This window comes from Pseudomonas sp. RW409 (assembly GCF_003184125.1).
In the GTDB taxonomy this organism is placed as follows: Bacteria; Pseudomonadota; Gammaproteobacteria; order Pseudomonadales; family Pseudomonadaceae; genus Aquipseudomonas; species Aquipseudomonas chlororaphis_I.
On record NZ_QHHP01000042.1, the window covers coordinates 1,203,766 to 1,227,331 of the forward strand.

Consider the following 23,566-nt stretch of genomic DNA (forward strand, 5'->3'; position numbering starts at 1 on the left):
CGCAGCATGACCGAGCGCAGCCACTTTTCGTACAGAGCCTAAAAAAGGACTGCACCGTGAATACCTCCACCGCTTTTGCCGACTTCCGCAGTTACCCGTTGATCAGCGCGTTGACCGCCGTACAAGCCCTGGCGGACCGTGTTCAGGTGCAGTGGGCCGACGGTCGCTCGAGCCCCTTTCATCATCAGTGGCTGCGCGACAACTGCCCCTGCCCGCACTGCGTCTACAGCGTCACCCGCGAGCAGGTGCTGGAGATAGTCGACGTCGCCGAAGACCTGGCCCCGGCGTCCAGCAGGATCGACGCCCAGGGCTGCCTGAGCATCGCCTGGCAGGACGGCCACCTCAGCCGCTTCGACCCGGGCTGGCTGCGGGCCCACGCCTACGACGATGAAAGCCGCGCCGAGCGCCGTGCGCGCCGGCCGCAAAGCCAGCTGTGGGACAGCCGGCTGCAACTGCCGGTATTCGAATACCAGGCGCTGATGGAGGACCCGCAGGCGCTGCTGCAATGGCTGCTGGCGGTGCGCGATATCGGCCTGACGCAGGTCCGCGGCGTGCCCACCGAACCGGGGTCGCTGGCCCAGGTCGCCAAGCGTATTGCCTTTATCCGCGAGAGCAATTTCGGCGTGCTGTTCAACGTACAGTCCAAGGCCGACGCCGACAGCAACGCCTACACCGCCTTCAACCTGCCGCTGCACACCGACCTGCCGACCCGCGAGCTGCAACCGGGCCTGCAGTTCCTGCATTGCCTGGTGAACAACGCCGAAGGTGGCGAAAGCATTTTTGTCGATGGTTTTGCCATCGCCGACGCCTTGCGCCGCGAAGACCCCGAGGCATTTCGCGCGTTGTGCGAGATCCCCGTGGAGTTTCGCAACAAGGACCGCCACAGCGACTACCGCTGCCTGGCGCCAGTGATCGCCCTGGATGCAGTGGGCGACGTCGCGGAGATCCGCATGGCCAACTTCCTGCGCGGGCCGTTCGAAGCCTCGGTGGACGAGATGCCCCGGCTGTACCGCGCCTATCGACGTTTTATCGCCATGACCCGCGAGCCGCGCTTTCGCCTGATCCAGCGCCTCAACCCCGGCGAACTGTGGTGCTTCGACAACCGCCGCACCCTGCACGCGCGCAACGCCTTCGACCCCGCCAGCGGCGCGCGACATTTCCAGGGGTGCTACATCGATCGCGACGAGTTGCTGTCGCGAATCCTGGTGTTGCAGCGCTAGACCGCGTCGGTTCTATCGCGAGCAAGCTCGCTCCTACAGGTACGCGCAGTTTCCTGTAGGAGCGAGCTTGCTCGCGAAAAAATCTCCCAGGCGGCGCATTTTTTCCAGACAAAAAAAGACCCCGATCAAGCCGTGACAGGATCGGGGCAGAGGAGGTTTTCTGAGGAGCCGACACGAGGGTGACCAAACCTTCGATGACCGAGCTGGAATCCAGTGTGCCCAGTCGCCCTCAAGCCAAGTTAGCCGAAAACGACCTGTTCATAGGCATCCCGGCCATTGCGACAATTCGCCCTTGCCGACTGTCCGGACGGCTACCAGAATCGGCTCACGACCACGCTCCCTGAACAAGGATAAGAGTCATGATGCACGCGGATCTGATTGACCAGGACGACCTGCTCGGCCAACTGAGGGCCCTGGGTTTTGAAATGCCAGCCGGCGCCACGGCCGACCAGGCCTGCGAGTGCGCGGTGCGCGGCTTGAGCGATGCCCGGGCCAAGGCCCTCAAGGGCATGGTCGAGCAGATGCTCACCGGCAATGCGACCATCCTGCCGGCCGTGCGCCAGGCCATCGACAAACAGCTGTTGCCGGCCCTGGCCCAGTTCCAGAACAGCCGCGCCTGAGCCTTCGCCGGGAGCGGATCGCGGCGTAGAGTGCGGTACTTGCACACCAAGGAACCGCCCCCATGATTCGAATCGAACCCTGCCAGTCAGCCCATCGATCGGGCTGGCTGTCATTGCGCCAGGCGCTGTGGCCCGACTGCCCGGCCGAGGAACACCTGGAGGAAATCGCCAGCTTGCTGGACGACCCGCAGCGCTATATCAACCTGCTCGCTTATACCGCCGAGGGCCAGCCAGTGGGATTGGCCGAAGCTTCGTTGCGGCGCGACTACGTCAACGGCACCGAGCATTCGCCGGTGGTGTTTCTGGAGGGGTTGTACGTCAGCGCCGAACAGCGGCGCCAGGGCATTGCCGAACAACTGATAGAAGCCGTCGCCCAATGGGGACGGGACCAGGGCTGCGTGGAAATGGCTTCGGATACCGGCCTGGAAAACCTGTTGAGCCAGACCGTGCACAAGGCGCTCGGTTTCGAGGAAACCGAGCGCGTCGTGTACTTCAGGAAAAGCCTGTGATTACAGCCTGACGCTGGCGAAGGTCGATTCGTTGCGCGCCTGGCTCAGCGAGGACATCGGGCCAGCCAGCACCAGCGCCTGCGGAATCGGCATCATCGCCACCTGTTGAGCGGTGTTGGATCCTACGCGTTCGTCACGCGGTGGAATGCCGAAGTACTCGCGGTAGCACTTGGAGAAGTGCGGCGTGGAGACGAAACCGCAGACCGAGGCCACTTCGATGATCGACATCGGCGTCTGCTTGAGCAGCTGGCGGGCGCGGATCAGCCGCAGCTTCAGGTAGTAGCGCGATGGCGAGCAGTGCAGGTATTTCTGGAACAGCCGCTCCAGCTGGCGCCGCGATACCGAGACATAGACCGCCAGTTCGTCGAGGTCGATCGGCTCTTCCAGGTTGGCTTCCATCAGCGCGACGATTTCCTGCAACTTCGGCTGGTTGGTGCCGAGCATGTGCTTGAGCGGCACGCGCTGGTGATCCTGCTCGTTGCGGATGCGTTCGTAGACGAACATTTCCGAGATCGCCGCCGACAGTTCACGGCCGTGATCGCGGCTGATCAGGTGCAGCATCATGTCCAGCGGCGCGGTGCCGCCGGAGCTGGTGAAGCGGTTGCGGTCGAGGGTGAACAAGCGAGTGCTCATGGCCACCCGCGGGAAAGCTTCCTGCATCGAGGCCAGGCATTCCCAGTGCACGCTGCAATCGAAACCGTCGAGCAGGCCGGCGCAGGCCAGGGCCCAACTGCCGGTGCAGACCGCGCCGAGACGGCGGGACTGGCGCGCCTGGCTTTGCAGCCAGGACACATGCTCGCGGGTCACGGTGCGCTGGATGCCGATGCCGCCGCAGACGATCACAGTGTCCAGGGCGGGGGCTTTGTGCATGGAGGCGTCGGGGGTGATCTGCAGGCCATCACTGGCCCAGACCTGGCCGCCGTCGACGCTGAGGGTGGTCCAGCGATACAGCTCGCGACCGGACAACTGGTTGGCCATGCGCAGCGGCTCGACCGCGGAGGCCAGGGAAATCAGCGTGAAATTGTCCAGCAGCAAAAAGCCGATGGATTGAGGCGCACGGTTCTGGGGTTGAGCCCCGGAGTTGAACGTCGTCATCGCGGTATCTCCTCACACAAAGCAGGTGATGGCCTCAGGCGGAGGCTCTTGTTATTGCCATCATTCTCACGTGGGAGACGGGCTTTGTGATGACAGAGCAATTGCCATGCCTAAAATTGAATGGCCATTCAATAACTCCTGAAAACGACGTCGCGATGCGTCTATATAAGCCGTGCGCAATGTGCGGGTTATCAGTGCCGAATCGGCCGTGGAGGGCCCTGGGCCGGTGGCTGTGAGCAAATCGGTAGCACTTGTGGGAACGGCGAGAAACGTCCCGGGAAAAGAGTGTCACCGCAAGCACAGGCGGGCGCTCAGCCGAGGTGAGTGAAAAACCTGACCGATGAGCCCTTGGACTTACCTGTTTGCGACGCTCCAAAAGGTGGCGAGGGCGTCGCGGGGTGTTCAATTTATGAGCAGAACATTGCCATTGAGGTGGGTGAATTCTGCTTGTGGATGGTGGTGAAATACCGGGCGTCATCGCGAGCAAGCTCGCTCCTACAGGAGAACGCGGCACCTTGTAGGAGCGAGCTTGCTCGCGATGGACCGCGCAGCGGCCCCACTGTTTAAGCCCTCAACACTCCACAGCGCTGACCGCCAACCCGCCGCGCGATGTCTCCTTGTATTTGTCATGCATATCGGCGCCGGTATCGCGCATGGTGCGGATCACCCGGTCCAGGGAAATGAAGTGCTGGCCGTCGCCGCGCAGGGCCATTTGCGCGGCATTGATAGCCTTCACCGCGGCAATCGCGTTGCGCTCGATGCACGGCACCTGCACCAGGCCGCCGACCGGGTCGCAGGTCAGGCCGAGGTTATGCTCCAGGCCGATTTCCGCGGCGTTGCACAGCTGCTCCGGCGACGCCCCGAGAATCTCCGCCAGACCGGCGGCAGCCATGGCGCAGGCAGAACCCACCTCGCCCTGGCAACCGACTTCGGCACCGGAGATCGAGGCGTTCTTCTTGCAAAGGATCCCCACCGCCGCCGCGCCGAGGAAAAAGTCCACCACGTTGGCGTCGGTGACATCCTCGCTGAAGCGCATGAAATAATGCAGCACCGCCGGAATGATCCCCGCCGCGCCGTTGGTCGGCGCCGTCACCATGCGCCCGCCGGCGGCGTTCTCTTCATTGACCGCCAGGGCATACAGGTTGACCCACTCCATGGCGCTCAGGGTCGAGCCGATCACATTGGGTTTGTTCAATTCCTGCAGGCTGCGGTGCAGCTTGGCCGCGCGGCGTCGCACATTGAGCCCGCCGGGCAGGATGCCTTCATGCTTGAGGCCCTGCTCGACGCAATCCTGCATGGCCTGCCAGAGCTTCATCAGGCCCGCGCGGATCTCCTCCTCCGAACGCCAGACCTTCTCGTTGGCCATCATCAGTTCGGCCACCCGCAGGTTGTGCTTCTGGCACAGGCTCAGCAGCTCCACGGCGCTGGAGAAGTCGTAAGGCAATTCGGTGCGATCCAGGTCCACCACGCCGCTGCTGGCCTGGGCCTCGTCGACGACAAAACCGCCGCCCACGGAATAATAGGTATCGCGGTGCAGCTCCCCGGACTCGCCTTCGGCCACCAGGGTCATGGCGTTGGGGTGGAACGGCAGGTTCTCGTCGAGCAGCAGCATGTCGCGCGCCCAGACGAAGGGGATCGGCAGGCGGTTGTCGAGCAGCAGGGTATTGGTTTCGCGCAGGGTCTCGATGCGACCGCCGATCTGCGACGGATCGATCGCATCCGGCCATTCGCCCATCAGCCCCATGATTACCGCGTTGTCGCTGCCGTGCCCGATGCCGGTGGCCGACAGCGAACCGTAGAGCCTTACCTCGATGCGGCGCACCTGCTCCAGCAGGTCTTTTTCCCGCAGCGCCTGGACGAACAGCACCGCGGCGCGCATGGGCCCGACGGTGTGGGAACTGGAGGGGCCGATGCCGATTTTGAACAGGTCGAAAACACTGATAGCCATTACTGCGAAACTCCTCGATGAGCACACGCCGGGCGCCCAAACGCCCGGTGGCGAAGCTGCTACGCTCAAGCAGTAATCCGCCGAGATACGCGCATCATCAGGCTTTTGCAGTGTCGTTCGACGTCTCACACCGACTCACTCATGCCCACCAACGCCGTGGCCCGCCGACCTCCGGTTCTGGCCGTTTTTTTGCGGTTCAGATGGGCAAAAAGTGCTGAAAAAAGCTGTAAGCGACCTTACCGACACTGGATGCGACCCTCCCTGTACTGGATACGACGCACCCTGTAGGCGTCAGATTTTCACTGGTACATGATCAGTCTCGACTCGATTGCAAGGCACTGTGGTAGAGCTGTCCCACTCGCCCCAACCGCAACACTTATAAGTGCGGTCAGACACACCGCCAGAAAACACCCAGGAGTCCATCCCATGAAAGGTTCCCCGTCGTTGTTGTTGGCCGCCATGCTGAGTCTGCCGCTTCTGGCGCACGCCGCAGAACCGGCGCAATGCAGCACCGTAAACTTCTCCGATGTCGGCTGGACCGACATCACCGTCACCACCGCGACCACCAGCGTGGTTCTCGAGGCACTTGGCTACAAGACCAAGACCACGATGATTTCCGTGCCGGTGACCTACAAGTCCCTGGCCGACGGCAAGAACATGGACGTGTTCCTCGGCAACTGGATGCCGACCATGGAAAACGACATCAAGCCCTATCGCGATGCCGGCACTGTGGAAACCATCCGCGCCAACCTGGAGAACGCCAAGTACACCCTGGCGGTCCCGGAAGAGCTGTACAACAAGGGCCTGAAGGATTTCGCCGACATCGCCAAGTTCAAGAAAGAACTGGACGGCAAGATCTACGGTATCGAGCCGGGTAACGACGGCAACCGCATGATCCAGAGCATGATCGACAAGAACGCCTTCGGCCTGAAAGACGCCGGCTTCAAGGTGGTCGAGTCCAGCGAGGCGGGCATGCTGTCCCAGGTCGAGCGCGCGCAACGGCGCAGCACCGCGGTGGTGTTCCTGGGCTGGGAACCGCACCCGATGAACACCCGTTTCAAGATGAAGTACCTGACCGGCGGCGACGAGTTCTTCGGCCCCAACTACGGCCAGGCGACCATCTACACCAACACCCGCAAGGGCTACGCCGAGGAATGCAGCAACGTTGGTCAGTTGCTGAAGAATCTGTCGTTCACCCTGAATATGGAAAGCACCCTGATGGGTAACGTCCTGGACGACAAGATGAAGCCCGAGGCGGCCGCCAAGGCCTGGCTGAAGAAAAACCCCGAGGTACTCGATACCTGGCTCGCTGGCGTGACCACCATTGACGGAAAACCAGGCCTGGAGGCCGTGAAAGCCAAGCTTGCGCAAGCTGCTAATTAAGTAGGTCGCTTACGCCGGGTGGGTTCGCCCGCCCGGGCTGTTTATTCCTTGCATGCGGACGTTCAATACCATGCTCATTGATCAGAAAATCCCTTTAGGCCAGTACATCGCTGCCTTCGTTGAATGGTTGACGCAACACGGCGCCAACACATTCGATGCGATCGCATCGACCCTGGAAACGATGATCCACGGCGTGACGTTTGCGCTGACCTGGTTCAACCCGCTGGCCTTGATCGGCCTGATTGCCTTGCTGGCGCACATCATTCAACGCAAATGGGGCCTGACGGCCTTTGTCGTGCTGTCCTTCCTGCTGATTCTCAATCTGGGTTACTGGCAGGAAACCATGGAAACCCTGGCCCAGGTGCTGTTCGCCACCCTGGTCTGCGTGCTCATTGGCGTGCCGTTGGGCATCGTCGCCGCGCACAAGCCGATGTTCTACACCATGATGCGTCCGGTGCTCGATCTGATGCAGACCGTACCGACCTTCGTTTACCTCATTCCTACCCTGACCCTGTTCGGTCTGGGCGTTGTGCCGGGCCTGATCTCCACGGTGGTGTTCGCCATTGCCGCGCCGATCCGCCTGACCTACCTGGGCATCCGCGATGTACCACAAGAGTTGATGGACGCCGGCAAGGCCTTTGGCTGCTCGCGCCGTCAACTGTTGTCGCGTATCGAGCTGCCCCACGCCATGCCGAGCATCGCTGCCGGCATCACCCAGTGCATCATGCTGTCGTTGTCGATGGTGGTGATCGCAGCCCTGGTGGGCGCCGACGGCCTGGGCAAACCCGTGGTCAACGCACTGAACACCGCCGATATCGCCCTGGGCTTCGAAGCAGGCCTGGCAATCGTACTGCTGGCGATCATGCTCGACCGTATCTGCAAACAACCCGAAGCCAAAGTAGGGGGTGACGCATGAGCATAATCCGCTTCGATAACGTCGACGTTATCTTCTCCAAGGATCCACGCGAGGCGCTCAAGCTGCTGGATCAGGGCATGAGCCGCAACGAGATCCTGAAAAAGACCGGCCAGATCGTCGGTGTGGAAAAGGCCAGCCTGGACATCGAGAAAGGCGAAATCTGCGTGCTGATGGGCCTCTCCGGTTCCGGCAAGTCGAGCCTGCTGCGCTGCATCAACGGCCTCAACACCGTCAGCCGCGGCAAGCTGTTCGTCGAGCATGACGGCAGGCAGATCGACATCGCTTCCTGCACCCCGGCGGAACTGAAGATGATGCGCACCAAGCGCATCGCCATGGTGTTCCAGAAGTTCGCCCTGATGCCCTGGCTGACCGTTCGCGAGAACATCAGCTTCGGCCTGGAGATGCAGGGCCGGCCGGAAAAGGAACGGCGCAAGCTGGTGGACGAGAAACTCGAGCTGGTGGGACTGACCCAGTGGCGCAACAAGAAGCCCGACGAATTGTCCGGCGGTATGCAGCAGCGTGTCGGCCTGGCCCGCGCCCTGGCGATGGACGCCGACATCCTGCTGATGGATGAACCTTTCTCCGCCCTCGATCCGCTGATCCGCCAGGGCCTGCAGGACGAACTGCTGGAACTGCAACGCAAGCTGAGCAAGACCATCGTGTTCGTCAGCCATGACCTCGACGAAGCCCTGAAACTGGGCAGCCGCATCGCCATCATGAAAGACGGCCGGATCATCCAGTACAGCAAGCCGGAAGAGATCGTGCTGAACCCGGCGGACGACTATGTGCGCACCTTCGTCGCCCATACCAACCCGCTCAACGTGCTCTGCGGTCGCAGCCTGATGCGCACCCTGGACAACTGCAAGCGCATCAACGGCTCCGTGTGCCTGGATCCGGGTGGCGACTCCTGGCTCGACCTGGCCGAAGGCAACACCATCAAGGGCGCACGCCAGAACGGCGCCAGCCTCGACCTGCAGAACTGGATCCCGGGCCAGGCGGTGGAAGGCCTGGGCCGCAAGCCGACCCTGGTCGACTCCAACATCGGCATGCGTGACGCGCTGCAGATCCGCTACCAGACCGGCAACAAGCTGGTGCTGCACGACAACAACAAGGTGGTGGGGATCCTTGGCGACAGCGAGCTCTACCACGCGCTGCTCGGCAAGAACCTGGGGTAACAGCGACACGTAAACAAAAACGCCGCGACATCGATCGCGGCGTTTTTGTTTTATCGGGTAAGGCTTCGGCAGATTGCCCCCTGTTGCAGGGGCCAGCTTGCTGGCGATGGGGGCGTTGCTGATATTGCGGGGAACCAGGTACATCGCTTCGCGGGCAAGTCGGATCGCCGCCCGCTCGCTCCTACAGAGGCATGCGCGTGCGTCTTCTGTAGGAGCGGCCGGTCGACGCTCGACTGCCCGCGATGAAGGCGACGCGGTGTAACAGGGCTACACCGCGCCTTTCACCTCTTAGCTGTAGACCCGGCCAAGGAGCTGCCGATGGCTTTCGAACTGATCGAGCACGTCACGGGTGATCTGCTCCTGAGTGAAGCCCATCAAGTCGTATTCCTGACTGCCGTTGTGCAGGTAGACCTCGGCGCGGTAGTAGCGCGCACGCTCCTCGGACGCATCGGCCGATTCGCTCGGCGCCGCCAGATAGCCGTCCAGGCTCACTTCATAGACGAAAGGGTTGCCCTCTTCCATCTCGATCCGCACGCCCATGCAGCGCTTGGACTTGCCCAGCAGGGTTTGCACATCCAGGCCCTGGTTACGCAGCTGGGTAGCGGCCTCTTCCAGTGCCGGCGTCACGTGCTTGTCCATGAAACGCTGGACCACCGCCTGGGTCGGCTGCAGGTCCAGCTGGGTCAGGCGCTCGCTGAAACCACGACGACCACGGGCCGCCAGTTCCGCTTGCTCCTGTTCGATCTGCGTGTCCTGGCGCATGGCCTTGTGCAGGCCGAACATGAAGCACACCAGTACCACCGAGAACGGCAGGCCGGCCAGCACCACCATGGTCTGCATGGCTTCGAAGTTACCGGCGAACAGCAGGCCGACGGTCACCAGGGTGATCACCACCGACCAGAAGATCCGCAGCCAGTGCGGGGCGTCTTCGTCGACGTTGCCGCCCTTGCAGGACAGGTTGGCCATCATCACCGCGCCGGAGTCGGCCGGGGTCAGGAACAGCACGAAGCCGACGAAAATCGACACGCCGATGACAATCTTCGACGCCGGGTAGTGGTCCAGCAGCTGGTAGATCGCCATGGACGGCTGTTCCAGCGCCGTCTTGCCGAGCTCCACCGCACCGTGGTTCATCACCAGGTCCAGGGCCGAGTTACCGAACACCGACAGCCAGGCCAGGGTGAAGCCCAGCGGAATCAGCAGCACGCCCGCCACCAGCTCGCGCACGGTACGGCCACGGGAAATACGCGCGATGAACATGCCGACGAATGGCGCCCAGGAAATCCACCACGCCCAGTAGAACAGGGTCCACAGGCCCAGCCAGCGGTCGGACTTGGCGCTGTCGCCTTCGTACACATAGAGGTCGAAGGTCTTGAGCACCACACCGTTGAGGTAATCGCCGACGTTTTGCACGAAACCGTTGAGCAGGTGCAGGGTCGGACCAAACAGCAGCACGAAGATCAGCAGGCCGCTGAACAGCACGATGTTCAGGTTGGACAGGCGGCGGATGCCGTTTTCCACGCCCGATACCGCGGCGATGGTGGCCACGGTGCTCATGACGATGATCACGATCAGCAGGTTGGTGTTGCTGTGCTCCATGCCGAACAGGTTTTCCAGGCCGGAAGACACCTGCATCGAGCCGATGCCCAGGTTGGTCACCAGGCCCAGCAGGGTCACGAACATGCCGAAACCGTCCACCGCGTGGCCGGCCGCGCCCTTGACCCAGCGCTCGCCCACCAGCGGGTACAGCGCCGAACGCAGCGCCAGCGGCTGGTTATGGCGGTAGGCAAAGTAGGCCACGGCCAGGCCGACCAGGGCGTAGATCGCCCAGCCGTGCAGGCCCCAGTGCAGGAAGGTCAGCTGCAGCGCCTGGCGCGCGGCCTGGTTGCTGCCCGCTACGCCTTCAGGCGGGTTGAAGTAATGGTCCAGCGGTTCGGAAGCGCCGAAGTACAGCAGCGAGATACCGATACCGGACGAGAACAGCATGCCGGCCCAGGCGCCATAGCTGAAATCCGGGGTGTCTTGCTTGGTCCCCAGCTTGAGCTTGCCGTAGGAGGAAAACGCCAGGCCGACGACGAATACCAGGTAGGCGGCGATCACCACCATGTAGTACCAGCCGAAGCTGCGGGACAACCAGGCCTGGGCAATGCCAAGCAGTCTGCCGGCCTCTTGCGGGGCGATGATCAGAATGGCGGTCAGCAACAGGATCAGCGCGGTAGAGGTGTAGAACACCCAACCGTTGACCCGCACCTTTTCCGGTGGGGTCTTTATAAGAGAGGCAGAACTCATGGCACAGATGCTCCAGGCAGTGCGAGAGAAGAACACAAGGCAACACGGCACCCGACCAATCGGTTAGTTGGCAGCCGACCGACGGGTGATATAAAGACACCCCGAAAAAGCCCGAACCTGCAGGAGTTGCGTTGAGAACCAGCGTCGAAGGCCGAGTGCAAACGTGCAGTTCGTCACCTGGCCTTAAGCGTCTTGCCCATTCAACACATCCGTCCTCGCTGGCTCACGCTATGCCCTGCTTGGGTTTCAGGCTTTTTCGGAGGTCGCTTTTCCGCCATCTACACGCAGGAAGGACCTGGAGGCAGCGACGATTTGTCGCAGATCTTATTCTTTGTTGATTGAACGTTCAATCAAAACAAAATAGACTGGCCCTCACGCCGGTAGCCGTTTTACGACTGCCAGCAGGCCTAAGGAGATGTGCAAGATGCCCAAGGTCGGTATGCAACCCATCCGCCGCCAGCAGTTGATCGAAGCCACGTTGCTGGCGGTCGATCAGGTCGGGATGGGGGACGCCAGCATTGCGCTGATCGCCCGTTTGGCCGGTGTCTCGAACGGCATCATCAGTCACTACTTTCAGGACAAGAACGGCCTGATCGCCGCCACGGCGCAGTATCTGATGAGTGTCCTCAGCGAGAACGTCACCGCGCGCCGTCAGGCGCTGGAGGACAAGAGCCCGCGGGCGCACCTCCAGGTGATCATCGAAGGCAACTTCGACGCCAGCCAGGTCAATGGCCCGGCAATGAAAACCTGGCTGGCCTTCTGGGCCACCAGCATGCACCACCCGTCTTTGCACAGGTTGCAGCGGATCAACGATCACCGCCTGTATTCCAACCTGTGCTGCCAGTTCCGCCGCGTCCTGCCGCTGGATGATGCACGCAGCGCAGCGCGAGGCCTGGCAGCCCTGATCGACGGTTTGTGGTTGCGCGGCGCGCTGTCGGGAGACTCTTTCGACACCGAGCAGGCGCACCGGATCGCTTACGAATACATGGATTTCCAACTGGCTAAGCAGGAGCGCTAGAGCACATTACAAGACGCTCGGCCCCCTGAACTGCCACTGACCAGCGCGCCCAGGCTACACGGCACGCCCAGTGGTGAACGCCAACCACTTATGCACTTGCGAGGACTATCAACATGGCCCGTTTCGAACTGCAAAAACTCTACATTGACGGCGGCTACACCGACGCCGGCAGCGACGCCACCTTCGACGCCATCAACCCGGCCAACGGTGAAGTCCTCGCTCAAGTGCAACGTGCGACCAAGGAAGACGTCGAGCGCGCTGTCGTCAGCGCCGAGAAAGGCCAGAAGATCTGGGCCGCGATGACCGCCATGGAGCGTTCGCGCATCCTGCGTCGCGCCGTGGACATCCTGCGCGAGCGCAACGATGAACTGGCTGCCCTGGAAACCCTGGACACCGGCAAGGCCTACTCCGAAACCAAGTATGTCGACATCGTCACCGGCGCCGACGTGCTGGAATACTACGCGGGCCTGGTACCGGCCATCGAAGGCGAGCAGATCCCGCTGCGCACCACTTCGTTCGTCTACACCCGTCGCGAGCCGCTGGGCGTCGTGGCTGGTATCGGCGCGTGGAACTACCCGATCCAGATCGCCCTGTGGAAATCCGCGCCAGCCCTGGCGGCCGGTAACGCGATGATCTTCAAGCCAAGCGAAGTCACCTCGCTGACCACCCTGAAACTGGCCGAGATCTACACCGAAGCCGGCGTTCCGGCTGGCGTGTTCAACGTCCTGACCGGTAGCGGTCGCGAAGTCGGCACCTGGCTGACCGAACACCCGCGCATCGAGAAAGTCTCCTTCACCGGCGGCACCGACACCGGCAAGAAGGTCATGGCCAGCGCTTCCAGCTCCTCGCTGAAAGACGTGACCATGGAACTGGGCGGCAAGTCGCCGCTGATCATCTTCGACGACGCCGATCTGGATCGCGCCGCCGACACCGCGATGATGGCCAACTTCTACAGCTCCGGCCAGGTCTGCACCAACGGTACCCGTGTCTTCGTACCGAGCCACCTGAAAGCCGCTTTCGAAGCCAAGATCGTCGAGCGCGTCGCGCGCATTCGCGTTGGCAACCCGGAAGACGAAAACACCAACTTCGGCCCGCTGGTCAGCTTCGCCCACATGGAAAGCGTGCTGGGCTATATCGCCAAAGGTAAGGAAGAAGGCGCCCGCCTGCTGTGCGGCGGCGAACGCCTGACCGACGGCGCATTCGCCAAAGGCGCATTCGTGGCACCGACCGTGTTCACCGACTGCACCGACGAGATGACCATCGTTCGCGAAGAAATCTTCGGCCCGGTGATGAGCATCCTGACCTACGAAACCGAAGAAGAAGTGATCCGTCGCGCCAACGACACCGACTTCGGCCTGGCCGCCGGTGTGGTAACCCGCGACCTGAACCGCGCGCACCGCGTGATTCATCAGCTCGAAGCCGGTATCTGCTGGATCAACGCCTGGGGCGAATCCGACGCCAAGATGCCGGTCGGTGGCTACAAGCAGTCGGGTGTTGGCCGTGAGAACGGCATCAGCTCGCTGAACAACTTCACCCGCATCAAATCGGTACAGGTCGAGCTGGGCGACTACGCCTCGGTGTTCTAAGGCGAAACTCGCTTCGCCTGCGAGGCCGCCTTCGCGGGCAAGAACTAGGCGTCCCCCCTGCTCCTACAGAAGCACGCAAATCTCCTGTAGGAGCGGAGCTTGCCCGCGATCGAGTGCGCAGCACTCGCCATGGCCAGACCTGACCAACTCCAAAGAGGGTGCATTCAATGTCCCAAGAATACGATTACATCATCATCGGTGCCGGCTCCGCCGGTAACACCCTGGCGACCCGTCTGACTGAAGACGAAGGCGTCACCGTGCTGCTGCTCGAAGCCGGCGGCCCGGACTACCGCTTCGACTTCCGCACGCAGATGCCTGCGGCGTTGGCATTCCCGCTGCAAGGCCGTCGCTACAACTGGGCCTACGAGACCGATCCAGAGCCACACATGAACGGTCGCCGGATGGAATGCGGCCGCGGCAAGGGCCTGGGCGGTTCCTCGTTGATCAACGGCATGTGCTACATCCGCGGCAACGCCATGGACTACGACGGCTGGGCAAAACTGCCAGGCCTGGAAGACTGGACCTACCTGGACTGCCTGCCGTATTTCCGCAAGGCGGAAACCCGCGACATCGGCCCGAACGACTACCACGGTGGCGACGGCCCGGTCAGCGTGACCACGCCGAAAGCCGGCAACAACCCGCTGTTCCACGCCATGGTCGAAGCCGGCGTGCAGGCCGGTTACCCGCGTACCGAAGACCTCAACGGCTACCAGCAGGAAGGTTTCGGTCCGATGGACCGCACCGTGACGCCTAAAGGCCGTCGCGCCAGCACCGCCCGCGGCTACCTCGACGTGGCGAAAAAGCGTTCGACCCTGAGCATCGTCACCCACGCCCTGACCGACAAGATCCTGTTCGAAGGCAAGCGTGCCGTTGGCGTGCGTTACCTGGTCGGCTCCGCCGAAGAGCGCGTCGAAGCCCGTGCCCGCAAGGAAGTGCTGCTGTGCTCCGGCGCCATCGCCTCGCCACAGATCCTGCAACGCTCCGGCGTCGGCCCGGCCAAGCTGCTGGAAAGCCTGGACATCCCGGTGGTCCACGACCTGCCGGGCGTCGGCGAAAACCTGCAAGACCACCTGGAGCTGTACCTGCAGTACGCCTGCACCCAGCCGGTCTCGCTGTACCCGTCGCTGCTCTGGTACAACCAGCCGGCCATCGGTGCCGAATGGCTGTTCAATGGCACCGGCATCGGCGCCAGCAACCAGTTCGAAGCGGGCGGTTTCATCCGCACTCGCGAAGAGTTCGAATGGCCGAACATCCAGTACCACTTCCTGCCGGTGGCGATTAACTACAACGGCAGCAACGGCGTACAGGAACACGGCTTCCAGGCACACATGGGATCCATGCGTTCGCCAAGCCGCGGCCGGATCCAGCTCAAGTCGAAGAACCCACGCGACTACCCGAGCATCCTGTTCAACTACATGGCCACCGAGCAGGACTGGCAGGAATTCCGCGACGGCATCCGCCTGACCCGGGAAATCATGCAACAGCCGGCACTGGACGCCTTCCGCGGCCGCGAAATCAGCCCGGGCATCGAAGTGCAGACCGACGAGCAGCTGGATAAATTCATCCGCGAGCACGCCGAAACCGCGTTCCACCCATCCTGCTCGTGCAAGATGGGCACCGACGAAATGGCCGTGGTCGATGGCCAGGGTCGCGTGCATGGCATGCAGGGTCTGCGAGTGGTCGATGCCTCGATCATGCCGATCATCACCACCGGCAACCTGAACGCGCCGACGATCATGATGGCCGAGAAAATCGCCGACAAGATCCGTGGCCGTCAGCCTCTGCCACGCAGCAAGGCGGCCTACTACGTGGCGGGCGATGCCCCGGTACGTGGCAAGCCGGTACGTGAAGTGAGCGCTACCGCGCAGTAACGTCGAACGGCGCCGATCGCAACGATCGGCGCCGTTTTGCTGTATCCGGCCTGTAGCCGCTGCCGCAGGCTGCGATCGGCGGCGCAGCCGACGTAAACCAGCCACCCCGATTCACCAGGCAAGAACCCGATTGCCGAATCACAGACCTTAGCAACGACTACAGTTCTCCAACATTTCCCTGCGCCTCCCCGCTTGATACCGCCCACCGCACCGGCCTAATCTAGGCGCTCGCAGCATTCCCCAGCACCTTTTCCGACCTGGCTTCAAAGCCCTTCGGGCTTTATCGCGAGCAATCGAGCGTCGACCGGCTGCTCCTACAGAAAAACCCTGGCCCGACGCTCGCTTGCTCTCGATAAGGCCTGCAACAGCCGGACTGTTCACATGGAGGTTCCTCACATGTTCGATTTCCACCCCCAGCTCAAGCAGCGCTTCGCTGCCTTGCGCACGGGCGCCGAATTCTTTTCCCTGCGTTACGTGCGCGAATCCGGCCAGTACCTGTCGGTGCGCAAGAACGTCGCGGAGCCGCCGAGCCTGAGCCGCGACGAAGGTGCGATGCTCACCGTGCGGGTCAATGGCGTCGAGGCCTACGCCGCCACCAACGACCTGTCGCAAAACGGCCTGCAGGCCGCCCTGCAACGGGCCGAGCAGCAAGCCCGGCTGATCGCCGCCCACGCCCTGCTCGACCTGCGCGAACAGGCGGTGTCCAGCGACCGCGCCGATTACTTCTCGCCTAACCTCGAGCAGCCCTTCCCGTCCCTGAGCGACTGCTACCAGCTGCTCGGCGACGAGTCCGCGGCCGTGCCCAAGGACGAGCGCCTGGTGAACTGGCAGGTCAGCCTCGGCCTCACCCACGTCGAGCAGATCTACCTCAACAGCGCCGGCGCCGAACTGCGTCAGGCCCAGCGTTTCGTCTACCCGGGCATGGACGTCACCGCCTACGACGGCAATGACAGCCAGACCCGCAGCCTGGGCCGCGAGAACTTCGGCCAGCAGGGCGGCGCCGACGTGATCAGCCGCTGCGGCCTGATCGGTGCCGGCGCCCAGGTCGCCGACCAGGCGCTGCAACTGCTGCTGGCGCCCAATACGCCGCAAGGCCCACGCGACCTGTTGCTGATGCCAGACCAGATGATGCTGCAGATCCACGAGTCCATCGGCCACCCGCTGGAGCTGGACCGCATCCTCGGCGACGAGCGCAATTACGCCGGCACCAGCTTCGTGAAAAGCAGCGATTTCGGCAGCCTGCAATATGGCTCCAGCCTGCTCAACGTGACCTTCGACCCGGACATTCCCGAGCAGTTGGCCAGCTACGGCCATGACGACGACGGCACGGCCGCCAGCAAGCAGTTCCTGATCAAGCAGGGCCTGCTGTTGCGCCCACTGGGCGGCGCGCTCTCGCAATTTCGCGCCGGCCTCGACGGTGTCGCCAACAGCCGCGCCTGCAGCTGGAACCGCCCGCCCATCGACCGCATGGCCAACCTCAACATCGAGCCCGGCGACCAGCCGCTGGCGCAACTGATCGGCGGCATCGAGAACGGCATCCTGATGTCCACCAACCGTTCCTGGTCCATCGACGATGCGCGCAACAAGTTCCAGTTCGGCTGCGAATGGGGCCAGTTGATCGAGAACGGCGAACTCAAGGGCGTGGTGAAAAACCCCAACTACCGGGCGATTTCCGCGCACTTCTGGAAGAGCCTCAGCGCCGTCGGCGACGCCAGCACTTTCAAGGTCCTGGGCACGCCGAACTGCGGCAAGGGCGAACCGAACCAGGTGATCCGCGTCGGCCATGCCTCGCCGGCCTGTGTTTTCAGCAATGTCGATGTATTTGGAGGAGACGCCTGATGAGTACGTCCCTGAATCAGGCCGAGCAGTTCAAGGCCCTGGTGGACTGGCTGCGCGACGCCGTGCGCGAGCCTGAGCAGTTCACCCTGAGCTACGCCGCCGAGTCTTCGCAGTTCATCCGCTTCAACCACGCCAAGGTGCGCCAGGCCGGGCAAGTGCAGCAGGCCAGCCTCGGCTTCAAGCTGATCGACGACGGGCGCCATGCCGACCTCAGCATCACCCTCGCCGGCGACCCGCAGGTCGACATCCAGCGCCTGGCCGAAGGCCTGCAACAGTTGCGCGAGACCCTGCCGCTGCTGCCCCAGGACCCGTACCTGCTGCTCAACCACGACGCCTGGAACACCCACAATGTGCAGGAGCACCCACTGCCCAGCAGCGAGCAGGTGGTGGCCGAAATCGGCCAGGCCGCCGCCGGGCTGGACCTGGTGGGGTTCTACGCGGCCGGCCCGATCAGCCGGGGTTTTGCCAGCTCCTCGGGAGCCTTTGGCTGGCATCAGGCCAACAGCTTCAACTTCGATTTCAGCCTGTTCCACGAGAATGGCCAGGCCGTCAAAGCCAGCTACGCCGGGCACGAATGGAGCAGCCAGGGCTTCGCCCAGCGCTTCCAGCAGGCCCGGGAACAGCTGGCGTTTCTCGGCCGACCGCTGCGCACCCTGGCGCCCGGGCAGTATCGCGCCTACCTGGCACCGGCGGCCCTGGAGGAAATCATGGGCATGCTGAGCTGGGGCGGGTTTTCCGCCCAATCCATCGCCAGCAAGCACAGCCCGCTGCAAAAGCTCTATGCCGGCGATGCCCGCCTGAGCCCCCTGGTGTCGCTGGACGAGCAGGTCACCGGCTCGTTGAGCCCGGCGTTTTCCGATGAAGGCTACCCGCGCAGCGACCTGTCGCTGATCGCCGGCGGCGTCGCCCAAGGGCAGTTGATCAACTCGCGCAGCGCCGCCGAATACAGCCTGGCCACCAACGGCGCCGGCAGCGGCGAATACCCCAGCGCATTGAACATGGCGCCCGGGCAGTTGTCGCAGCAGGACATTCTCCAGCAACTGGGCACCGGCCTGTACATCAGCAACCTGTGGTACCTGAACTACTCGGACCAGCCGGCGGCGCGCCTGACCGGCATGACCCGCTTCGCCACCTTCTGGGTGGAGAACGGCGAGATCCAGGCGCCAGTCAGCACCATGCGTTTCGATGACAGCGTCTACAGCCTGCTGGGTTCGCACCTGGAAGGCCTGACCCAGGAGCGCGAGCTGCTGCTGTCGGCCAGTACCTACAGCCAGCGCCAGACCGCCTCGGCGCAACTGCCGGGCGCACTGGTGAGCCGGCTGACGCTGACCTTGTAACCGCTGTCGCGGGCAAACTTCGCCCCAGCAGGAGAACCATGCCTCTGTAGGAGCGAGGCTTGCCCGCGATGCGGTCGCTGGGGTAACCGGCCGATGCTCGATTGCTCACGATAACGGTTGGTCTTCGGCATCGATGTTGAATGTCACACCGCTATCGCGAGCAAGCTTCGCTCCTACAGGGGGCGTGCTCACAACAAGAAAGAGGTCCCATGCCCAACCGTGCCGAGCTTGACGCCAACACCGCCCGCTGGCTGCCCTGGGTGGTGGCCATCGCCTTCTTCATGCAATCCCTCGACGGGACCATCCTCAACACCGCCCTGCCGGCCATGGCCCGCGACCTGGCGGAAGACCCATTGCGCATGCAGGGCGTAGTCATCGCCTACATGCTCACCGTGGCGCTGCTGATCCCGGCCTCCGGCTGGATCGCCGACCGCTTCGGCACCCGCAAGATTTTCTTCGGCGCCATCCTGTTGTTCAGCATCGGCTCGCTGCTCTGTGCCCTGTCCAACTCCCTGAGCCTGCTGGTCGGCGCCCGGGTAATCCAGGGCCTGGGCGGCGCCCTGATGCTGCCCGTCGGCCGATTGGTGGTGCTGCGCGCCTACCCGCGTTCGGAACTGGTGCGGATCATGGGCTTCATCACCATTCCCGGGCTGCTTGGCCCGCTGATCGGCCCGACCATGGGCGGCTGGATGGTGCAGTACCTGACCTGGCACTGGATCTTCCTGATCAACCTGCCGGTGGGCGTGATCGGCTGTTATGCCGTCTGGAAGTTCATTCCCGACCTGCGCGGCAGCGAACGCACGCGTTTCGACGGCCTGGGCTTTTTGCTGTTCGGCGCGGCGATGGTGCTGATCACCATCGCCATGGAAGGCCTGGGCGAACTGCACCTGCCGCACCTGCGGGTGATGTTGCTGCTGTTCGGCGGCCTGGCCTGCCTCGCGGCGTACTGGCTGCGGGCCGGGCACGTCGACAATCCGCTGTTCGCGCCTTCGCTGTTCAAGGTGCGGACCTTCGCCGTGGGCATCCTCGGCAACCTGTTCGCCCGCCTCGGCAGCGGTGCCCTGCCGTTCCTGGTGCCGCTGCTGCTGCAAGTGGCCCTCGGTTATTCACCGTCCCAGGCCGGGATGAGCATGCTGCCGCTGGCCGCCGCGGCGATGCTGGCCAAGTCCATCGCCCGTCCGCTGATCGAACACCTGGGCTACCGCATCGTCCTCACCGGCAACACCCTGGCGCTGGGGATCATGCTCGCCAGCATGGGCCTGGTCACGGAACAGACGCCCTACCCGCTGCTGCTGGGCATGCTGGCGGTGCTGGGGGCGATCAACTCGCTGCAGTTCACGGCGATGAACACCGTGACCCTGATCGACCTCGACGACGCCTCCGCCAGCAGCGGCAACAGCCTGCTGTCGGTGGTGGCGCAACTGTCCCTGAGCCTGGGGGTGGCCTGCGCCGGCGCGCTGCTCGGCGGCTTCACCGCCGAAGTCGGCAACGATGGCGTGAACACCGTGCTCGGCGCCTTCCAGCTGACCTTCCTCACGGTGGGGATCATGGCGATGCTGGCGGCGGCGATCTTCCTGCAGCTGTCGCCCAAGGACGGCCGGCGGGCGAAGAAGGTCCAGGAGCATATCGAGCACTGATCTCCCTCTTCGGTAGGAGCAGCCGGTCGACGTTCGATTGCTCGCGATGAGCGTCAAGGCAACGCGCTAGGTCAGGTACCTCGCGCTACCCTGGAGTTTTTTTCGCGAGCAAGCTCGCTCCTACAGGATTCGTGGGACCTGTGGGAGTTCTGGCTACTTTTCGTCCAGAAATTGCAGGTAAAGGGAGCGGGACTGATACACTGCGCGACATTTTGTTTTGCAGGCCCGTCCCGTGACCACCATTGCCACCGCTTTTAATACTTTGCCGCTGTCCGCCGCCATGCTGGCTAACCTCGACTCACTCGGTTATGCCCAGATGACGCCGGTCCAGGCGCAAAGCTTGCCGGTGATCCTCAAGGGGATGGACCTGATCGCCCAGGCCAAGACCGGCAGCGGCAAGACCGCCGCGTTCGGCATCGGCCTGCTGAACCCGATCAATCCGCGCTACTTCGGTTGCCAGGCCCTGGTGATCTGCCCGACCCGCGAGCTGGCCGACCAGGTGGCCAAGGAAATCCGTCGCCTGGCCCGCGCCGAAGACAACATCAAGGTCCTGACCCTTTGCGGCGGCGTGTCCTTCGGCCCGCAGATCGCCTCGCTGGAGCACGGCGCGCACATCATCGTCGGCACCCCGGGCCGCCTGTCCCAGCACCTGCGCAAGGGTTCGCTGAAACTCGACGGTCTCAACACCCTGGTCCTCGACGAAGCCGACCGCATGCTGGACATGGGCTTCTACGACCCGATCGAAGAAATCATCGCCTACACCCCCGAGCGCCGGCAGACCCTGCTGTTCTCCGCCACTTACCCGGTGGGCATCAAGCAGCTGGCCTCGAAGTTCATGCGCGACCCGCAGCAGGTGAAGGCCGAAGCCCTGCACGCCGACAGCCAGATCGAGCAGCGCTTCTACGAGATCTCGCCGGAAGAGCGCATCGACGCGGTGGTCAAGGTGCTGAACCACTTCCGCCCGCAATCCTGCGTGGCCTTCTGCTTCACCAAGCAGCAGGTCCAGGAAACCGTCGACCACCTGACCGCCAAGGGCATGTCCGCGGTGGGCCTGCACGGCGACCTGGAACAGCGCGACCGCGACCAGGTATTGGCGATGTTCGCCAACCGCAGCACCTCGGTGCTGGTGGCCACCGATGTGGCCGCCCGCGGCCTGGACATCGATGCCCTGGACATGGTGATCAACGTCGAGCTGGCGCGGGATTCGGAGATTCACATCCACCGCGTCGGCCGCACCGGCCGCGCCGGTGAGAAGGGCCTGGCGGTCAGCCTGGTGGCGCCGTCCGAAGCGCACCGCGCCCAGGCCATCGAGCAGTTGCAGAAGTCGCCCTTGAACTGGGAACAGATCGACAGCCTGAAATCCCAGGGCGGCGGCCCGCTGCTGCCGGCCATGAGCACCCTGTGCATCGGTGCCGGGCGCAAGGACAAAGTGCGTCCGGGCGACATCCTCGGCGCCCTGACCGGTGAAGCCGGCATCCCCGGCACCCAGGTCGGCAAGATCGCGATCTTCGACTTCCAGGCTTATGTCGCCGTGGACCGCGGCATCGCCAAGCAGGCCCTGCAACGCCTGAACAGCGGCAAGATCAAGGGCCGCTCGCTGCGCGTGCGCATCCTGTAATACCACCGCTTAACCTGTAGCCGCTGCCGCAGGCTGCGATCGCCCCGAAGGGGCGCGGGATCTTGAGATCGCTGAAGGCCTTCGGCCTTATCGCAGCCTGCGGCAGCGGCTACAGGATCGTTCGCCCCTATTGAGGACACCGTTTTGCGCTCTACCGAAGTCGTGATCATTGGCGCTGGCGCCGCAGGGTTGATGTGCGCGCTGACCGCGGCCGGTCGTGGCCGCCAGGTGATGCTGCTGGACCATGCCAACAAGGCCGGCAAGAAGATCCTCATGTCCGGCGGTGGGCGCTGCAACTTCACCAACATGTACACCGAGCCCGGCAACTTCCTCTCGCAGAACCCGCACTTCTGCAAGTCGGCCCTGGCCCGCTACACCCAATGGGATTTCATCGGCCTGGTGGCCAAGCACGGCGTGCCGTACCACGAGAAAAAGCTCGGCCAGCTGTTCTGCGACAACAAGTCCAGCGACATCCTCGGCATGCTGCTCGACGAGTGCGACCAGGTCGGCGTGCAGCTGCACCTGGACACCTCGATCCAGCAGATCGAGAAGCTCGACACCGGCTACCTGCTGGAAACCACCCTCGGCCAGCTCCAGTGCGAATCCCTGGTGATCGCCACCGGCGGCCTGTCGATTCCGACCCTGGGCGCCACCGGCTTCGGTTATCAGGTCGCCAAGCAGTTCGGCCACGAGCTGCTGCCGACCCGCGCGGGCCTGGTGCCGTTCACCATCACCGACCAGCTCAAGGAGCTGTGCGGCGAGCTGTCCGGCACCTCGGTGGACTGCCTGGTGAGCTGCAACGACATGAGTTTCCGCGAGAACATCCTGTTCACCCACCGCGGCCTGAGCGGCCCGGCGATCCTGCAGATTTCCTCGTACTGGCAACCCGGCGACACGCTGGAGATCAACCTGCTGCCGGACCACGACGTACCGGGCTGGCTGCAACAGCAGCAGGCCGAGCGTCCCAACAGCGAGCTCAAGACCCTGCTCGGCGAGATCTTCACCAAGAAGATGGCCGGCCTGCTGGCCGACAATTGGTTCGTCTCCAAGCCGATGAAGCAGTACACCCACGCCGAGCTGGCGGACATCGCCAGCAAGCTGGCGAACTGGCAACTGGTGCCCGCCGGCACCGAGGGTTATCGCACCGCCGAGGTGACCCTGGGCGGCGTCGACACCCGCGAGGTGTCGTCCAAGACCATGGAATCGCTGAAAAGCCCGGGGCTGTATTTCATCGGTGAGGTATTGGATGTCACCGGCCACCTGGGCGGCTTCAACTTCCAGTGGGCCTGGGCCTCGGGTTACGCGGCCGCGCAGTACGTCTGATCCGCTTCCTGGCGCTCACCCGATCCCTGTAGCCGCTGCCGCAGGCTGCGATAGGTCCGCAGGACCTCGGAGGACGCCAGATCGCTGCGCCCCTTCGGGTCGATCGCAGCCTTCGGCAGCGGCTACAGGTACCGATGAACATCAGCAGGAACAGAATTTGCTGGCGGATGTGACGACCCCATTGC

17 protein-coding genes are annotated in these 23,566 nt (G+C 63.4%); 14 read left to right on the forward strand and 3 right to left on the reverse strand.

Going from position 1 to position 23,566, the window contains the following annotated elements; genetic code table 11:
- Positions 1-56 precede the first annotated feature (56 nt).
- The 3 genes from DK261_RS32605 to aac(6') all read left to right on the forward strand — a co-directional run bounded on the left by DK261_RS32605 (position 57) and on the right by aac(6') (position 2,349).
- Complete coding sequence (locus tag DK261_RS32605) at positions 57-1,220, forward strand: gamma-butyrobetaine dioxygenase (RefSeq protein ID WP_110177494.1); 1,164 nt, start codon at positions 57-59, stop codon at positions 1,218-1,220.
- A gap of 359 nt (positions 1,221-1,579) precedes the next feature.
- Positions 1,580-1,840 (forward strand): hypothetical protein, encoded by a 261-nt coding sequence (locus DK261_RS32610; protein ID WP_007925996.1) that lies wholly within the window; start codon positions 1,580-1,582, stop codon positions 1,838-1,840.
- 62 nt (positions 1,841-1,902) lie between these two features.
- On the forward strand, positions 1,903-2,349 hold the full coding sequence (gene aac(6') / locus DK261_RS32615) for an aminoglycoside 6'-N-acetyltransferase (RefSeq protein ID WP_110177496.1): 447 nt from the start codon (positions 1,903-1,905) through the stop codon (positions 2,347-2,349).
- Here the strand turns inward: aac(6') and DK261_RS32620 are convergent, their stop codons facing one another.
- Positions 2,350-3,444, reverse strand: a complete 1,095-nt coding sequence (locus tag DK261_RS32620; RefSeq protein ID WP_009045963.1) for a GlxA family transcriptional regulator — start codon at positions 3,442-3,444, stop codon at positions 2,350-2,352.
- A 571-nt stretch (positions 3,445-4,015) separates the two neighbouring features.
- The gene (locus tag DK261_RS32625) at positions 4,016-5,392 is read right to left on the reverse strand and encodes an L-serine ammonia-lyase (protein WP_009051249.1); all 1,377 of its coding nucleotides are present in this window, start codon (positions 5,390-5,392) and stop codon (positions 4,016-4,018) included.
- 426 nt (positions 5,393-5,818) lie between these two features.
- Here DK261_RS32625 and DK261_RS32630 point away from each other — a divergent pair, with 426 nt between their 5' ends.
- The 3 genes from DK261_RS32630 (at position 5,819) to choV (ending at position 8,866) form a co-directional block, all read left to right on the forward strand.
- Positions 5,819-6,775, forward strand: coding sequence for a choline ABC transporter substrate-binding protein (locus tag DK261_RS32630; protein WP_009051250.1), 957 nt, complete (start codon positions 5,819-5,821; stop codon positions 6,773-6,775).
- Positions 6,776-6,845: 70 nt separating this feature from the next.
- Positions 6,846-7,691, forward strand: a complete 846-nt coding sequence (gene choW, locus DK261_RS32635; RefSeq protein WP_007925985.1) for a choline ABC transporter permease subunit — start codon at positions 6,846-6,848, stop codon at positions 7,689-7,691.
- Positions 7,688-8,866 carry a choline ABC transporter ATP-binding protein gene (gene choV, locus DK261_RS32640; RefSeq protein ID WP_110177498.1) on the forward strand — a complete coding sequence of 393 codons (1,179 nt, stop codon included), beginning with the start codon at positions 7,688-7,690 and terminating at the stop codon, positions 8,864-8,866. Before choW ends, choV begins: the two co-directional genes overlap by 4 nt.
- Positions 8,867-9,154: 288 nt before the next feature.
- Here the strand turns inward: choV and betT are convergent, their stop codons facing one another.
- Positions 9,155-11,152, reverse strand: coding sequence for a choline BCCT transporter BetT (gene betT, locus DK261_RS32645; RefSeq protein ID WP_009051252.1), 1,998 nt, complete (start codon positions 11,150-11,152; stop codon positions 9,155-9,157).
- A gap of 424 nt (positions 11,153-11,576) precedes the next feature.
- Between betT and betI the strand changes: the two genes are divergently transcribed.
- From betI to DK261_RS32690, 8 genes are all read left to right on the forward strand, one after another.
- Positions 11,577-12,170 (forward strand): transcriptional regulator BetI, encoded by a 594-nt coding sequence (gene betI / locus DK261_RS32650; RefSeq protein ID WP_009051253.1) that lies wholly within the window; start codon positions 11,577-11,579, stop codon positions 12,168-12,170.
- A 113-nt stretch (positions 12,171-12,283) separates the two neighbouring features.
- The gene (gene betB / locus DK261_RS32655) at positions 12,284-13,756 is read left to right on the forward strand and encodes a betaine-aldehyde dehydrogenase (protein WP_007925976.1); all 1,473 of its coding nucleotides are present in this window, start codon (positions 12,284-12,286) and stop codon (positions 13,754-13,756) included.
- A 167-nt stretch (positions 13,757-13,923) separates the two neighbouring features.
- Entirely contained in the window at positions 13,924-15,627 is a 1,704-nt protein-coding gene (gene betA, locus DK261_RS32660) for a choline dehydrogenase (RefSeq protein WP_016704223.1), read from the forward strand.
- Positions 15,628-16,023: 396 nt separating this feature from the next.
- Positions 16,024-17,466, forward strand: coding sequence for a TldD/PmbA family protein (locus DK261_RS32670; protein ID WP_016704224.1), 1,443 nt, complete (start codon positions 16,024-16,026; stop codon positions 17,464-17,466).
- The gene (locus tag DK261_RS32675) at positions 17,466-18,803 is read left to right on the forward strand and encodes a TldD/PmbA family protein (RefSeq protein WP_103331615.1); all 1,338 of its coding nucleotides are present in this window, start codon (positions 17,466-17,468) and stop codon (positions 18,801-18,803) included. Before DK261_RS32670 ends, DK261_RS32675 begins: the two co-directional genes overlap by 1 nt.
- A 209-nt stretch (positions 18,804-19,012) precedes the next feature.
- Entirely contained in the window at positions 19,013-20,440 is a 1,428-nt protein-coding gene (mdtD, locus tag DK261_RS32680) for a multidrug transporter subunit MdtD (RefSeq protein ID WP_110177500.1), read from the forward strand.
- Positions 20,441-20,720: 280 nt separating this feature from the next.
- Complete coding sequence (gene dbpA, locus DK261_RS32685; protein WP_231999354.1) at positions 20,721-22,058, forward strand: ATP-dependent RNA helicase DbpA; 1,338 nt, start codon at positions 20,721-20,723, stop codon at positions 22,056-22,058.
- A gap of 144 nt (positions 22,059-22,202) precedes the next feature.
- Complete coding sequence (locus DK261_RS32690) at positions 22,203-23,381, forward strand: NAD(P)/FAD-dependent oxidoreductase (RefSeq protein ID WP_110177502.1); 1,179 nt, start codon at positions 22,203-22,205, stop codon at positions 23,379-23,381.
- The last annotated feature ends 185 nt before the right edge of the window (positions 23,382-23,566 follow it).